General features: G+C 61.4%; 11 protein-coding genes. 10 read left to right on the top strand and 1 reads right to left on the bottom strand.

Annotated elements, in window-relative coordinates; genetic code table 11:
* Positions 1 to 124 precede the first annotated feature (124 nt).
* From EYD00_RS14680 to EYD00_RS14655, 6 genes are all read left to right on the top strand, one after another.
* Positions 125 to 1315 (top strand): efflux RND transporter periplasmic adaptor subunit, encoded by a 1191-nt coding sequence (locus tag EYD00_RS14680; protein ID WP_004445090.1) that lies wholly within the window; start codon positions 125 to 127, stop codon positions 1313 to 1315.
* 11 nt (positions 1316 to 1326) lie between these two features.
* A complete protein-coding gene (locus EYD00_RS14675; RefSeq protein ID WP_034496681.1) occupies positions 1327 to 4461 on the top strand; it encodes a multidrug efflux RND transporter permease subunit in 3135 nt (1044 codons plus the stop codon).
* A gap of 100 nt (positions 4462 to 4561) precedes the next feature.
* A complete protein-coding gene (locus tag EYD00_RS14670; protein ID WP_006700369.1) occupies positions 4562 to 5182 on the top strand; it encodes a TetR family transcriptional regulator in 621 nt (206 codons plus the stop codon).
* 201 nt (positions 5183 to 5383) lie between these two features.
* A complete protein-coding gene (locus tag EYD00_RS14665) occupies positions 5384 to 6907 on the top strand; it encodes a sugar ABC transporter ATP-binding protein (protein WP_034496678.1) in 1524 nt (507 codons plus the stop codon).
* A gap of 50 nt (positions 6908 to 6957) precedes the next feature.
* Complete coding sequence (locus EYD00_RS14660) at positions 6958 to 7959, top strand: ABC transporter permease (protein WP_004445079.1); 1002 nt, start codon at positions 6958 to 6960, stop codon at positions 7957 to 7959.
* Positions 7960 to 8031: 72 nt separating this feature from the next.
* Positions 8032 to 8985, top strand: a complete 954-nt coding sequence (locus EYD00_RS14655) for a substrate-binding domain-containing protein (RefSeq protein WP_004445078.1) — start codon at positions 8032 to 8034, stop codon at positions 8983 to 8985.
* A gap of 246 nt (positions 8986 to 9231) precedes the next feature.
* On the opposite strand, the gene EYD00_RS14650 is transcribed toward EYD00_RS14655, so the two are convergent.
* The gene (locus tag EYD00_RS14650; RefSeq protein WP_004445076.1) at positions 9232 to 10125 is read right to left on the bottom strand and encodes a LysR family transcriptional regulator; all 894 of its coding nucleotides are present in this window, start codon (positions 10123 to 10125) and stop codon (positions 9232 to 9234) included.
* A 537-nt stretch (positions 10126 to 10662) separates the two neighbouring features.
* On the opposite strand from EYD00_RS14650, the gene odc2 reads away from it, so the two are divergent.
* From odc2 to EYD00_RS14630, 4 genes are all read left to right on the top strand, one after another.
* Positions 10663 to 11796 (top strand): ornithine/lysine decarboxylase, encoded by a 1134-nt coding sequence (gene odc2, locus EYD00_RS14645; RefSeq protein ID WP_004445074.1) that lies wholly within the window; start codon positions 10663 to 10665, stop codon positions 11794 to 11796.
* Positions 11797 to 11987: 191 nt separating this feature from the next.
* Positions 11988 to 12557: a GNAT family N-acetyltransferase gene (locus tag EYD00_RS14640; RefSeq protein ID WP_006700372.1), complete on the top strand. Its 570-nt coding sequence runs from the start codon at positions 11988 to 11990 to the stop codon at positions 12555 to 12557.
* A gap of 143 nt (positions 12558 to 12700) precedes the next feature.
* Entirely contained in the window at positions 12701 to 13102 is a 402-nt protein-coding gene (locus tag EYD00_RS14635; protein WP_034496674.1) for a MarR family winged helix-turn-helix transcriptional regulator, read from the top strand.
* A gap of 86 nt (positions 13103 to 13188) precedes the next feature.
* On the top strand, positions 13189 to 14484 hold the full coding sequence (locus tag EYD00_RS14630; RefSeq protein ID WP_034496672.1) for an MFS transporter: 1296 nt from the start codon (positions 13189 to 13191) through the stop codon (positions 14482 to 14484).
* The last annotated feature ends 144 nt before the right edge of the window (positions 14485 to 14628 follow it).

Here is a 14628-nt window from a genome sequence, read left to right as displayed (position 1 = left end):
CGTCTCGCGCGGCTTCACAAGCGCGTGAGGCCGGTTTTGCGCTGCAACAATTCTATTGTCAGAAATTTACATACGTCTTAGTATGTATGTAAATGTGACCTTTTTCATGGATTCGGAGCGCAGAATGGCGAATAGACTGGGGCAGATCGTGGCGGTGTTGTTGGCGGGCATCGTTGTGGTCGGATGTAGCGACGAGCAGGCGTCTGCCCCCGGGGCGCCGCCGCCTGGTGCGGTCAAGGTCGTGACCGTAAAGCAGGAAGAGCTGCCGATAACCAACGACCTGCCGGGCCGCATTGCACCGACGCGACTTGCGGAAGTGCGCCCGCGTGTCTCCGGCATCATCGTTGAGCGCGTGTTCGAGCAGGGTTCGCTGGTGAAGGAAGGCGATGTCCTCTACCGCATCGATCCCGCCCCGTTCCAGGTGCGCGTCGACAGCGCCGAGGGCACGTTGCGCCGGGCGCAGGCCGCGCAGCTTCAGGCGCGCCAGACGGCCGACAGGCAGCAGCAGCTGCGCCGTTCCAACGTTGGTTCGCAGCAGGAATTCGACAACGCCATTGCCCAGCTGGCGCAGGCCGATGCCGAGGTGGCGGTGGCTGAGGCAGGCCTGGCCGAAGCGAAGCTCAATCTTCAATATGCGGATGTCAAAGCCCCGATCAGCGGCCGGATCGGCCGCGCGCGTATTACGGAAGGCGCGCTCGTCAGCGCGACCGGTTCTGAAAACCTGGCGACGATCCAGCAGCTTGATCCGATCTATGCCGACTTCACCCAGCCGGCGGCCGATCTCATTCGGCTGCGCAAGGCGCTTCAGGACGGCAAGCTGATGACCGGCCCGAATGAAGCCGAAGTCAATCTGCTCTTTGATGACGGCAGCCGTTACCCGCAGCCCGGCCGTCTGCTGTTTTCGGAGGCGGCGGTTGATGAGACCACCGGCCAGGTGACGCTGCGCGGTGAATTTCCCAATCCGAACGGCGATCTGCTGCCGGGCATGTATGTCCGCGTGCAGATCCAGCAGGGCATTCAGAAGGCTGCATTCGCGGTGCCGCAGCAGGCGGTTCAGCGCGATGCCGGCGGTCAGGCGAGCGTGCTTGTCGTCAACGCCGAAGATACGGTCGAGCAGCGGCGCGTCAGCGTCGGCCGTTCCATCGGTGACCGCTGGGTAATTTCGGAAGGGCTGAAGGATGGCGACCGCGTTGTTGCCGAAGGCTTCCAGAAGACCGCCCCGGGAGCCAAGGTGAAGCCTGAACCCTGGTCCGACGAGGCCGATGTCGCCGCTGCCGCAGGCAGCGAGAGCGCGGCTCCGGCCCAGAAGCAATAAGGACCGATTTCATGGCACGTTTTTTCATCGATCGGCCCATTTTTGCCTGGGTCGTCGCCATCTTCATCATGCTGGCGGGCCTGCTCGCCATTCCCATGCTGCCTATTGCGCAATATCCGAATGTGGCGCCGCCGCAGATTTCGGTCTCCACGACCTATCCCGGCGCGGCGCCGGAAGATATCTACCAGAGCGTCACGCGCCCGATCGAAGAGGAACTGAACGGTGTTCCCGGCCTGATCTATTTCGAGTCGACATCGGAGGCTTCCGGCCGCATTTCGATCAACGTCACGTTTGAACCTGGCACCAATATCGGTGAGGCGCAGGTCGAAGTTCAAAACCGCATCGCACGCGTGGAGCCACGCCTGCCGCAGGCAGTGACGCAGCAGGGCCTGCGCGTGGAACAGGCGGGCACCTCGTTTCTGATGATGGTGGCGCTCACCTCCGTCGACGGCAATACCGATGCCATCGGTCTCGGCGATTATCTCAGCCGCAACGTGCTCGGCGAATTGCGCCGCGTTCCCGGCGTCGGCAGCGCGCAGCTCTTTGCCACCCAGCGCTCCATGCGCATATGGATGGATCCGGACAAGATGCTGGGCCTCAGCCTGACGTCGAGCGACGTCATCGGCGCCATCCAGGCGCAGAACTCGCAGGTCGCCGCCGGCCGCATCGGTGCATCGCCAAACCCGATTGGCCAGCAGATTTCCGCGACCGTCAACGTGCAGGGTCAGCTCACATCGCCGGAAGAGTTCGGCTCCATCGTGCTGCGCGCCAACCCGGATGGTTCTTCCGTCAGGCTGCGCGATGTCGCGCGTGTGGAGGTGGGCGGCGAAAGCTATAACTTCTCGAGCCGCCTGAACGGCAAGCCGAGCGCCGCCATCGGCGTGCAGCTGTCGCCGACCGGCAATGCGCTGCAGACATCGGAGGGCGTACGCGCCACGATGGAGGAGCTGTCGCGCTATTTCCCGCAGGGCATAGAGTATGAAATTCCCTATGACACCAGCCCCTTCGTCAAGATTTCGATCGAGAAGGTCATTCACACGCTGATCGAGGCGATCATCCTCGTCTTCGTGGTGATGTTCGTGTTTCTCCAGAACATCCGCTACACCATCATTCCGACATTGGTGGTGCCCGTGGCGCTGCTCGGCACCTGCGCCGTCATGTATGTCTCGGGTTTCTCGATCAACGTTCTGACCATGTTCGCCATGGTTCTCGCCATCGGCATTCTGGTGGATGACGCGATCGTCGTTGTTGAGAATGTCGAGCGCATCATGGCGGAAGAGCATCTGTCGCCCAAGGAGGCGACCCGCAAGGCAATGGGCCAGATTTCCGGCGCGATCATCGGCATCACGCTGGTGCTGACGGCCGTGTTCGTGCCCATGGCCTTCTTCCCCGGCGCCGTCGGCATCATCTACCAGCAGTTCAGCCTGACCATGGTGGTGTCGATCCTGTTTTCCGGCTTCCTGGCCCTGTCGCTGACGCCGGCGCTGTGCGCTTCTTTCCTGAAGCCCATCAAGGCCGGGCATCATGAAAAGAAGGGCTTCTTTGGCTGGTTCAACCGCAACTTCGACAAGGCGTCGCACAAATATTCGTCTTCGGTCGGCGGCATCATCAAGCGCTCCGGCCGCTTCATGGTGATCTATGCGGCGCTGCTGGTCGGTCTCGGCTGGGCCTATATGCAATTGCCGAGCTCGTTCCTGCCGAACGAAGACCAGGGCTACCTGATCGTGGACATCCAGGCGCCTGCGGAAGCCAGCAGCGACCGCACCCTGCAGTCCATCCAGCAGATCGAAAAGATCTTCCTGGAAGAGCCTGCGGTTGAACGCGTCATCGCCGTGTCGGGCTTCTCCTTCTCCGGTTCCGGCCAGAATGCTGGCCTCGCCTTCGCGACGCTGAAGGACTGGAGCGAACGTGGACCGGAGGATTCTGCAGCGGCCATCTCAGCCCGGATCAATGGCAAGCTCTGGGGCCTGCCGGACGCAATGTCCTTCGCGCTGTCGCCGCCGCCCATTCAGGGTCTCGGCAACTCCAGCGGCTTTACCTTCCGCCTCCAGGACAGGTCCGGAGCGGGCCAGACGGCACTGAGCGCCGCCGGCGCGCAGCTGATGGCCGCGGCGCGGCAGAGCCCCATCCTTGCCGGCCTTCGCATCGAAGGCATGCCGGATGCGGCCCAGGTCAATCTCGTCATCGACCGTGAGAAGGCAAACACATTCGGCGTGACTTTCAGCGATATCAACGCCACCATCTCGGCCAATATGGGTTCGTCCTACGTCAACGACTTCCCCAATGCCGGCCGTATGCAGCGCGTGACGGTGCAGGCCGAACAGGGCCAGCGCATGAAGACCGAGGATCTTCTGAACCTCAACATCCGCAACGCCAATGGCGGCATGGTGCCGATCAGCTCTTTCGCCTCGGTGGAATGGGTGCGCGGTCCTTCTCAGGTGGTCGGTTATAACGGCTATCCGGCGATCCGTATCGGTGGCCAGGCGGCGCCGGGCTACTCCTCCGGTGATGCCATTGCCGAAATGGAACGTCTGGCGCGCGAATTGCCCGGCGGTTTCGGTTTCGAATGGACCGGCCAGTCGCTGCAGGAAATCCAGTCGGGTTCGCAGGCACCGGCGCTCATCGGTCTCAGCGTGCTGTTCGTCTTCCTGCTGCTCGCAGCGCTTTACGAAAGCTGGTCAATTCCGCTCTCCGTCATGCTGGTGGTGCCGCTCGGGGTCATCGGCTCGGTGGCGGCGGTGATGCTGCGCGGCATGCCGAACGATGTCTACTTCCTCGTCGGCCTCGTCGCCATCATCGGTCTTTCCGCGAAAAATGCGATCCTCATCATCGAATTCGCCAAGGATCTGCGGGCAGAGGGCAAATCCACCTATGATGCGACGGTGGAGGCGGCGCATCTGCGCTTCAGGCCGATCCTGATGACGTCGCTCGCCTTCTCGCTCGGCGTGCTGCCCATGGCGATCGCCTCCGGCGCGAGCGCCGCGAGCCAGAATGCCATCGGTACCGGTGTTCTCGGCGGCATGATCTCGGCGACGATCCTCGCGATCTTCTTCGTTCCCGTGTTCTTTGTTTTCGTCATGAAGATTTTCGGGGATCGGAAGAAGGAGAACGAGATTGCTGCTGACGCCGTTTCACCGGCGGAATAACATCGAGGGAAAGCCGGGACACCGTCATGTCATGACGCCCCGGTATTGAGGAAAGGCACGGTGCGGAAGCGCCGTGCCGGCAGTGGAAGGAGATAACGGAATGCGCCGTACCAAGGCCGAGGCAGAAGAGACGCGTCAGGCGATCCTTGCCGCTGCCGAGCGGGTGTTCTTCAAGAAGGGCGTTGCCAACAGCTCGCTGGACGAGGTGGCGGCCGCGGCCGGGGTCACACGCGGGGCGATATACTGGCATTTTTCCAGCAAGACCGATCTCTTCATCGGCCTTTACCAATCGGTGGCGTTGCCGGAATCCGACCTGCTCGATTTCGGCGATCCCGACCTCAAGGGTGCGGCGCTGCTCTCCAGGATAGAAGAAGCGGCCTGCAAATGGCTGGCGCTCCTGGCGGGCGACGAACAGCGCCAGCGCATCATGACGATCAGTCTTCGTACCAATTATTCCGATGAGTTCGCGCCCGTGCTTCATGCTCAGGAGGAGCTGGATCGATACCACAAGGAGCGGCTGGAGGCGGCTTTCGAGCGGGCGCAGGCGGAAGGCGCGTTTAACGACAACTGGACCGCGGAATCCGCGCTTGGCGCGCTTTACTGGCTTTTGAAGGGCATGTGCTCCGACTGGCTGCTGTTCGGCAAACGATTCGATCTGGCCAGCGACGGCGCCGAAGCGGTACATCGCCTCATGAAAGGCTTCCAGCGTTCCCCTGCATAGTGAGGCGTTTTGCGAGCTCCCCGTCCACCGGACGGCCCTCACATTTCAGTGTATTCTAACAGACAAGCGAAATTTGCTTTACGTACCTCAAAACCAACGCTAGCTTCTTCTTCGAGCTTTGGGAGGAGTTCGTTCATGGTCACTTCAAGGACAATCGAAGGGCAGGAGCCGCCCGTTCGCACCGGATGTCGGTGAGGGCGCATGGCTATTGCTGAGGTTACTGCGGAACCGGCGCTTGTCCGGACGGTCGGGTTATCGAAATCTTTCGGACCGGTTCAGGTTCTGAAGGACATAGAGATAGACGTGCGGGCCGGTGAGGTGCATGCCATCATCGGTGAGAACGGCGCCGGCAAGTCGACGCTCATGAAACTGCTGGCGGGCAATGAAAAGCCCTCGGGCGGTGAGATCCGTGTCGACGGCGACCCGGTCACGCTGAGCGGGCCGGTGGATGCCGAACATCGCGGCATTGTGCTCGTCCATCAGGAAATATTGCTCGCGCCTGATCTGACGGTGGCGCAGAACATCTACCTTGGCCGCGAACTGCGCAAGGGCCCAGTGGTGGACGATCGTGCCATGCGCGACGGCGCCCGCAGGGCGATCACCGAACTGGGCGGCGTGATAGACCCCGATGCCATCGTCGGCAGCCTGTCTATCGCCCAGCGGCAGTTGGTGCAGATCGCGCGCGTGCTGCTCGTGCCGCATCGGCTGGTCATTTTTGACGAACCGACGGCCAGCCTGACGCCTATCGAAACCGAGGCGCTGCTTAACGTCATCCGCGATATTCGCGCGAAAGGCGTGGCCGTGCTCTATATCTCGCACCGCCTGCCGGAAGTGAAGGAAATCGCCGACCGCGTGACCGTGCTGCGCGACGGCCGGCTGGTCGCCTCTCACCCGGCCTCGGAGCTGGAGCCTGCCGATATGGCGCGGCTGATGGTGGGGCGCGATGTGGCGAAACTCTATCCCGACCGGAACGCCGGCGGCGAGCGCGAGCCTGTTCTTGAGGTGGAGCATTTCAACGTTCCCGGTTATGCGCAGGATGCCGGTTTCAGCCTGCGCAAAGGTGAAATCCTTGGTTTTGCCGGGCTGGTGGGGGCGGGCCGGACGGAGCTGATGGAGGGTGTGCTGGGCCTGCGGACCGGGCGTGGGACGGTGCGTCACCTTGGCCGGACGGTGCACTTCGCCAAGGCGGAGGACAGCCTCAGGGCCGGCATCGTTTACCTCAGCGAAGACCGTAAGGGGAAGGGGCTGTTGCTCACCAAGGATCTGCGGGTCAATCTCACGCTTGCGTCGCTGAAAAAATTCAGCCGTCTGTTCCAGATCGACACCGGCCGGGAAACGACCGCGCTTGATGCTGCGGTGCGCGACTTCGACATTCGCACAGGACGCAAGGACTTGCTGGCGGGCCAGCTTTCCGGCGGCAACCAGCAGAAGCTGCTGCTGGCCAAGATGATGCTGCTCGACCCGTCCATCGTCATCATCGACGAGCCGACCCGCGGCATCGATATCGGCACCAAGGAGCAGATTTACCGCTTTATCGCCGGGCTTGCGGATGAGGGGCGCTCGATCATTGTCGTTTCCTCGGAAATGCCGGAGCTGATCGGCATCTGCGACCGCATTCTGGTGATGCGTTCGGGCAGGATTGTCGGTGAGGTGACGGGGGAGCGCATGACTGAAAACGACATCGTGGCGCTGGCGACGGGTGTTCACACGCAGGAACCCGCCTGAGCGCCCGCTTTCCGGGAAACATGGCCTGACAAAAGAAACTGAGGGGAAATATGACTGAGGCCGCATTTGATAACGGCAAAACGCCGAAGACCTCGAAGGACTGGGACCTGCGCGCCGTCGCGCCTTTCGTGGCGCTGGCACTGCTGCTGGTTCTCGGCACCATCGCCAATCCCAATTTCATCGGTATCGACAATCTATTGAATGTCATCACCCGCAGCGCCTTCATCGCCATCATCGCGCTGGGCGCAACCTATGTCATCACGTCAGGCGGGCTGGACCTGTCGGTGGGCGCCATGGTTGCTTTCGTGGCCAGCCTGATGATCCTGTTCATGAACAGCGGCGCGATAGCGAGCCCGTTGCTGATGCTTCTTGCGGCAATGGCGCTCGCGCTCGCCATCGGCGCGGCCTGCGGGCTGGTAAACGGGCTCATCACCACCATCGGCCGCATCGAACCCTTCATCGCCACACTCGGCACCATGGGTATCTATCGCGGGCTGACGACCTGGCTGTCGCAGGGCGGCGCGATCACGCTGCGCAACCCGGAAATCCAGACGCTTTATCGCCCGGTCTATTTCGGCAATGTTCTGGGCGTGCCGGTGCCGGTCATCGTCATCTTCGTCACGGCTGCGATAGCCGCCTTCGTGCTTTACCGTACCCGCTACGGGCGGCATCTGACGGCGGTTGGCTCCAGTGAGGATGTTGCGCGTTATTCCGGCATTCCGGTCGCCCGGGTTCGCACCATCGCCTATGTGGTACAGGGGCTCTGCGTCGCCGTTGCGGTGCTGCTTTACGTCCCGCGCCTGGCGTCTACTTCGGCAACGACAGGCATGTTGTGGGAGCTGCAGGCGATTACGGCCGTCGTCGTCGGCGGTACGGCGCTGCGCGGCGGGGTAGGTCGCATCTGGGGCACGATCTGCGGCGCCTTCATTCTGGAGATCGTCGGCAACATCATGATCCTGTCGAACTTCGTCAGCGAATATCTGATCGGCGCCATTCAGGGGGCCATCATCATCATCGCCATGCTGGTGCAGCGCTCGCTCAGCCGCAGGTAAGGTATCACGCCGCGCCATGTGGGGCAGGCGCGGTTGGAGGAGGAACGCCCCGGTCTTGGGAGGAAAGAGACTATGCGTAATAAATTCATCGGCGTGGCCTTTGCCGCGCTGGCAACGGTGCTGGCGGGTTCGGCCCACGCGCAGGACAAAAAGGTCACGATCGGCGTGTCCATTCCGGCGGCCGACCATGGCTGGACGGCGGGCGTGGTCTACCATGCCGAACGTGTGGCGAAGCTTCTGATGAAGGAGCATCCGGGTCTCAACGTCATCGTCAAGACATCGCCGGACGCCGCAAACCAGGCCAATGCGCTGCAGGATCTGGCCGTGCAGGGGCTCGACGCGCTGGTCGTCCTGCCGTCCGATCCCGATCCGCTTGTCAACGCCATCAAGGAGATCAAGGACAAGGGCACCTTTGTCGCGCTCGTTGACCGCGCGCCGAGTGTCAACGACAATTCGATCCGCGATCTTTATGTGGCCGGCAACAACCCGGCGCTCGGCCAGGTGGCCGGCGAATACATCAAGAAGACGACGCCGGATGCCGAAGTCGTGGTCATTCGCGGCCTGCCGATCCCGATCGACCAGCAGCGCCAGGATGGCTTCGACAAGGGTATCGCCGGCTCGAATGTCAAGGTTCTCGACCGCCAGTACGGCAACTGGAACCGCGACGACGCCTTCCGTGTGATGCAGGACTATCTGACCAAGTACAAGAAGATCGACGTGGTCTGGTGTCAGGACGACGATATGGCAATCGGCGTGCTGGAAGCCATCCAGCAGGCCAAACGCACCGATATCCAGTATATCGTCGCGGGTGCCGGGTCCAAGGACATGATCAAGAAGGTCATGGACGGCGACAAGCTTGTGCCGGTCGACGTGCTCTATCCGCCGGCGATGGTGGCGACCGCCATGCAGCTGACGGCCGGGCATTTCTACGATCAGGTGCCGGTCGCGGGTGAGTACATCCTCGATGCGACGCTGATCACCAAGGACAATGCCGAGCAGTTCTACTTTCCGGATTCGCCGTTCTGACGAGCTGGCTTCTGCCATGCGACGCCCGCTGCAAGGCGGGCGTCGATGCTGCTAAAAGTTTTGCCTAGGTTTGGATTTGACGAGACGGCTGCATCCCCACTCCGTCACCCCGGACTTGATCCGGGGTCCAGGGCGATCAAGTCCTTGATCGCGAGAGAGTCCTTTCACGGCGCAGACGCGCCGTGGCTGGATGCCGGATCAAGTCCGGCATGACGGAAGGACGCTCGGCGAATGCCGCCCGGCCCTTCACCCGTTCTTCCTGAACCACGCCGAGAGATAATCCACGAAACTGCGCACCTTGGCGGGCAGGTAGCGACGATGCGGATAGACCGCATAAATGCCGCGGTCCTTGGAAATGTAATCGTCGAACAGCGTCACCAGTTCTCCGGACTGGATATAGGGCCGGGCGATAAAGTCAGGCACCATGGCGATGCCGAGGCCGGCACGCGCCGCGCGCAGGGTCGCCTGTGGGCTGTTGACCTCGATTGGGCCGCTGATGGCGACCGAATTTGAGCCGCCATCCGGCTCCAGATACCGCACCGTATTATGAAAACGCGTATTGGTGTCGATGATGAAGGGAACGCGGGAGAAATCCTGCGGACCATCGAGCGGTCCGTGTTGCGCGACGAAATCCGCCGTCGCCACCGCATAGACCCGGAAATCGGAAAGCTTGCGGGCGATCAGGCCCGAATCCTCCAGCCGGGTGATCCGGATCGCGAGATCGAAGCCTTCTTCGATCAGGTCGACGAATCGGTCTTCCGCGACGATCTCAAGCGACAGTTCCGGATTTTCCTTGGCGAAGTCGATGAGGCTCTGGCCGACCTCCGCGTCGATGAAAGTGCGTGGAACGGAGATCCGCAGTTTTCCTTTCAGATCGGCATTCTTTTCCCGAACAAGGTCGGCGAGATTGTCGATCTCCTTCAGAATGTCGGATGCTGTGCGGTAATAGGTGTGCCCGGCTTCCGTCAGCGAAAACTGCCGCGTGGTTCGGTTTAAGAGAAGCGCTCCGAGATCGTCCTCCAGTTCCCGCACATATTTGGACAGAAGCGCCTTGGAGCGCCCGGTCTTGCGCGCCGCAGCGGAAAACCCCTCCGCTTCGACAACATCGATAAAGGCGCGGATGCGCGTCAGCGTGTCCATGAAAACCCTCCAGTTTGTTCCATATAATTGAACGCTGCATCCTGACTGTTCAACCTTAAAATCGCTGCTGAAAAATTCCGCTATATGGTGAAAAAATCCTCTTGATTATGACGGCGAATATTCTTATCTCCCGTGCTGCCCAAAGTCGCACGTGCCCATGTGTGTCCGCCGATTCCTCGATGTGGTGAGGATTTAGGTAAGGTACCTGGAACTAACCCCTCCAGTCGCTATTCCGGCCAACCGGAAAATGCGAGGACATACGAAGCAACGACGGTGCGGGCCTTTCTGGTTCTCTGCCGGCTCTCCATCAGCCGGGGTACTAAAGAGGCACACCATCATTGCCTGAAGTGCGGTCGGGTCATTCCCTCCAATCCATGGCAGACAAAGCCGAATGATGCTCTGGCAGGGCGTCGTTCACATTCGCGCCTTGAGCGTATGCTATCGATTCTGCGCCTCCACCGGCTGATTCGAATGCATATCTCGAGCGTCCTTTGTCCTCCGGATTTTTCCGGAGCCGGTTTAACAGGGAATACATCGATGACGACTGCACGCATTCTCGACTTCATCAAGACCCGACGTCCCGAAGGCCCTTGCCTCGTGGTTGATCTCGACGTCGTGCGCGACAATTTCAACGCGTTCCGGCACTCCCTGCCGAACAGCGCGATCTATTATGCCGTGAAGGCAAACCCGGCTCCCGAAATCCTGAAGCTGCTTGCTTCGCTCGGCTCCAACTTCGATTGCGCCTCCGTGGCTGAAATCCAGATGGCGCTCGATGCGGGTGCGACTTCCGACCGTATCTCCTTCGGCAACACCATCAAGAAGGAACGCGATGTTGCGCGCGCCCATGCGCTCGGCATCGATCTCTTCGCCGTGGACAGCCATGAGGAAGTTGAGAAGGTTGCCCGTGCAGCTCCCGGCGCGCGCGTGTTCTGCCGCGTTCTGACGGATGGCGAAGGTGCGGAATGGCCGCTGTCGCGCAAGTTCGGCTGCGTACCGCAGATGGCTGTCGACGTTCTGGTTTACGCCCATCAGCTCGGTCTTGAGTCCTACGGCGTATCCTTCCATGTCGGTTCGCAGATGATGAACCTTGACGCATGGGATGCGGCACTGGCCGATGCCAAGCGCGTTTTCGCTTCGCTTGCCAAACAGGGCATCCACCTGCAGATGGTCAATATGGGCGGCGGTTTCCCGACCAAGTACCTGCGCGACGTTCCGGCTGCCGAAGAATACGGCCAGGCCATCGACACGGCGCTGCGCAAGCACTTCGGCAACCAGATCCCGAAGACCATCATCGAACCGGGCCGCGGCATGGTCGGCAATGCCGGCGTCATCAAGGCGGAAGTCGTTCTCGTGTCGCGCAAGTCCGACAATGACAACCACCGCTGGGTGTTCCTCGACATCGGCAAGTTCGGCGGTCTCGCCGAGACGATGGATGAGGCGATCCGTTACCCGATCCGCACCGAGCGCGATCAGGACGAGATGGAGCCCTGCGTTCTGGCCGGCCCGACCTGCGACAGCGCCGACGTGCTGTATGAAAAGAACATGTATCCGCTGCCGGTCTCGCTGACCATCGGCGATGAAGTTCTGATCGAAGGCACGGGCGCTTACACGACCACCTATTCGGCGGTCGCGTTCAACGGTTTCGAGCCGCTGAAGGCCTACGTCATCTGATCCGAGCGCCGTCCGCTGAAAGGGCGGCGTCTCGACCAAGCTTCCGTTCCGGCCCTGCCGATTGTGCTGTTGCGCAAATCCCTGCTTGCTGCACCTCTTCCAGCCGAGGAAAGCGTGTCGGCGGGCCGGAACGGCTCCACCAATTTTTATCAAGGGCCGCGTGTGGGCGGTTGTGTGACGGGAGGCCAAGGATGGCCGCTCTTTTGAATTCGGTACGGGCATTTTTCACACCGCAGACATTTCATGTCGATCAGGAAAATCCGGGCGATGTCGTTGCCCGTGAGAACCTGCTGGACCGCGCCATGGGCGCCGGACGCCGCCGCAAGTCTTCCGAAAAGCTGCGCGCCGGCCGCGTTCCCGCCGAAGGCCTGGCGCTCGTCGCCCGCGATGAGGACGGCCATGTCATCGGCACGGTGCGCCTGTGGAACGTCGAAGCCGGTATCTCCCGCGAAGGCCGCGCCGTCGAAGCGCTGCTGCTCGGCCCGCTTGCCGTCGATGCCGCTCATGAGGGCAAGGGCATCGGCTCGGCGCTGATGCGCGCCGCCATTACCGAGGCCACCAGGCGCGGCCATGGCGCCATTCTTCTGGTTGGCGACGCACCCTATTACGAGCGTTTCGGCTTTTTCGCCGACAAGGCCCAACATCTCATCATGCCCGGCCCGTTCGAGCGTAGCCGTTTCCTGGCGCTGGAGCTGAAAGCTGGCTGGCTTGAAGGTGCTGCCGGGCTGCTGGTGGCAAGCGGCCGACGGCTCTCCGCCTGAGACGAACTCTCTCATGATATCAGACCCCGGCCTAAAGCCGGGGTTTATTGTTTGCGCTTCGCGCGAGTGCGAGGCCCTGCGGCGGTCGACAATTCCTGTGGCAGGTCTTGCGCGCGACTATCTACGGGTATATACCCGGTATCATGTCTAGCAGCCATTGCCACTGCATTCTGTTGCGCAAAGCATCCCGCAAGGTCTCGTCCTATTATGACGAGGCGCTGGCGCCGCTCGGTGTCAATATCGGTCAGTTCAGCCTGCTGCGGAACATCAACCGCGTTGCGCCGGTCTCGCTGACCGACCTGGCTGCAAGGGTGGAGCTTGATCGCTCCACCGTTGGCCGTAATGCCAAGGTGCTGGCGCGAATGGGTCTGGTCGCTATTGGTCACGGCGAGGATCAGCGGGAAGCGATGCTGACCGTAACGGAAGAAGGGCACGCGATCCTCAAAGCGGGCGCACCGCTCTGGGATGGAGTGCAGGATGAAATCGAGGCCCGGCTTGGGCCCGAGAAGACAGCACAATTGCAGGAACTGCTCGCAGCCCTGTAGTTTTTGGGCATATGCGGTTATCTGCCCGCAATGTGGGTATATACCCGTAAAATATCGGCCGCGGCCGCCGGAAAGGGAATTCGAACATGCTCTCCACACGCCTCGCCAGCTGGATGGCCGGCAGAAATCTGCACTATGGCTGGCTCGTCGCGGCGACCACCTTTCTCACCATGCTGGCCACCGCCGGTGCGATGGGATCTGCGGGGGTGATGATCCAGCCGCTGCATCAGGAATTCGGTTGGGATATCGCCGATATTTCTTCGGCCATGGCCGTCAGGCTTGTGCTGTTCGGTCTGCTTGGTCCTTTTGCCGCCGCTTTCATGAACCATTTCGGCATCCGGCAGGTGGTTTCCACCGCGCTTGCCCTGATCATGGGCGGCATTGTCGCCTCGTTTTTCATGACTGAGGTGTGGCAATTGCTGCTGCTCTGGGGCGTGGTGATCGGCGTCGGCACCGGCATGACTGCCCTGGTGCTGGGCGCCACCGTGGCGACACGCTGGTTTTCCAAGCGCCGGGGACTGGTGATCGGCCTGATGACGGCAAGCAACGCCACCGGCCAGCTGGTTTTCCTGCCGCTGCTGGCGGCGCTGACGGAAGCCTATGGCTGGCGAACCGCCTTGACCCTGTCCGTCGCGGTGATTGCCACCGCCATGGTCCTCGTCCTGCTTTTGATGCGTGACCACCCCGCTGATGTCGGTTTGCCGGCCTATGGTGAGACGGTGGTGACAAAGCCGGTCAAGCAGGACCACAATCTCCTCGCCACGCTGGCATCGCCGCTGGTGACGCTGAAAAGCGTCTCGGGCAACCCGGTCTTCTGGGTGCTGTTCGGCACGTTTTTCGTCTGCGGACTTTCGACCAACGGTCTCATCCAGACACACTGGATCTCGATCTGCGGCGATTTCGGCATGGCTGCGGTAACAGCGGCGGGAACGCTGGCGGTGATCGGCATTTTCGACTTCTTCGGCACGATCTTCGCCGGTTGGCTTTCCGACCGGTTCGACAATCGCTTCCTGTTGTTCTGGTTCTACGGTCTGCGCGGGCTATCCTTGCTTTACCTCTCATTCTCAGGCTTCAGCTTCGTGGAGCTTTCGGTCTTTGCCGTCTTCTACGGGCTGGACTGGGTAGCGACCGTGCCGCCGACGGTGAAGCTTGCCGCGGAAAACTTCGGCCGTGAAAAGGCCGGTCTTGTTTTCGGCTGGGTCTTTGCCGGCCATCAGCTGGGGGCAGCCACCGCCGCCTTTGGCGCCGGTTTCTTCAAGAGCGACTTCGATACCTATATGCCTGCGCTGCAGATTGCCGGTCTGATGTGCATGATTGCCGCCGTCTCGGTTCTGCTGCTGCGAAAGCCGGGCTCCGCGACCCTGACGCCGCAGACGGCGTGATATGCATAGGGGGAGGCCTGCGCATGTGGCCTTCTCCGTATTCCGACTTTCGTAGGCGGGTCGCCGGGCGGCATTGTTGCGTAATTGTCACAATGCTTGCCGGTTCATCGCTTCCATACATGAAGGGCATCCCGGTTTGATCCA

The sequence above is a fragment of the Agrobacterium sp. 33MFTa1.1 genome (genome assembly GCF_004328495.1).
In the GTDB taxonomy this organism is placed as follows: Bacteria; Pseudomonadota; Alphaproteobacteria; order Rhizobiales; family Rhizobiaceae; genus Agrobacterium; species Agrobacterium pusense.
This window is presented reverse-complemented; position numbering and strand designations above follow the sequence as displayed.

What these genes read in the sequence shown, in the direction of transcription:
- EYD00_RS14660 (WP_004445079.1), top strand. Translation starts at nt 6,958, where the DNA reads ATGACTGAGGCCGCATTTGATAACGGCAAAACGCCGAAGACCTCGAAG.
- EYD00_RS14675 (WP_034496681.1), top strand. Translation starts at nt 1,327, where the DNA reads ATGGCACGTTTTTTCATCGATCGGCCCATTTTTGCCTGGGTCGTCGCC.
- EYD00_RS14680 (WP_004445090.1), top strand. Translation starts at nt 125, where the DNA reads ATGGCGAATAGACTGGGGCAGATCGTGGCGGTGTTGTTGGCGGGCATC.
- odc2 (WP_004445074.1), top strand. Translation starts at nt 10,663, where the DNA reads ATGACGACTGCACGCATTCTCGACTTCATCAAGACCCGACGTCCCGAA.
- EYD00_RS14650 (WP_004445076.1), bottom strand. Translation starts at nt 10,125, where the DNA reads ATGGACACGCTGACGCGCATCCGCGCCTTTATCGATGTTGTCGAAGCG.
- EYD00_RS14670 (WP_006700369.1), top strand. Translation starts at nt 4,562, where the DNA reads ATGCGCCGTACCAAGGCCGAGGCAGAAGAGACGCGTCAGGCGATCCTT.
- EYD00_RS14665 (WP_034496678.1), top strand. Translation starts at nt 5,384, where the DNA reads ATGGCTATTGCTGAGGTTACTGCGGAACCGGCGCTTGTCCGGACGGTC.
- EYD00_RS14640 (WP_006700372.1), top strand. Translation starts at nt 11,988, where the DNA reads ATGGCCGCTCTTTTGAATTCGGTACGGGCATTTTTCACACCGCAGACA.
- EYD00_RS14635 (WP_034496674.1), top strand. Translation starts at nt 12,701, where the DNA reads ATGTCTAGCAGCCATTGCCACTGCATTCTGTTGCGCAAAGCATCCCGC.
- EYD00_RS14655 (WP_004445078.1), top strand. Translation starts at nt 8,032, where the DNA reads ATGCGTAATAAATTCATCGGCGTGGCCTTTGCCGCGCTGGCAACGGTG.
- EYD00_RS14630 (WP_034496672.1), top strand. Translation starts at nt 13,189, where the DNA reads ATGCTCTCCACACGCCTCGCCAGCTGGATGGCCGGCAGAAATCTGCAC.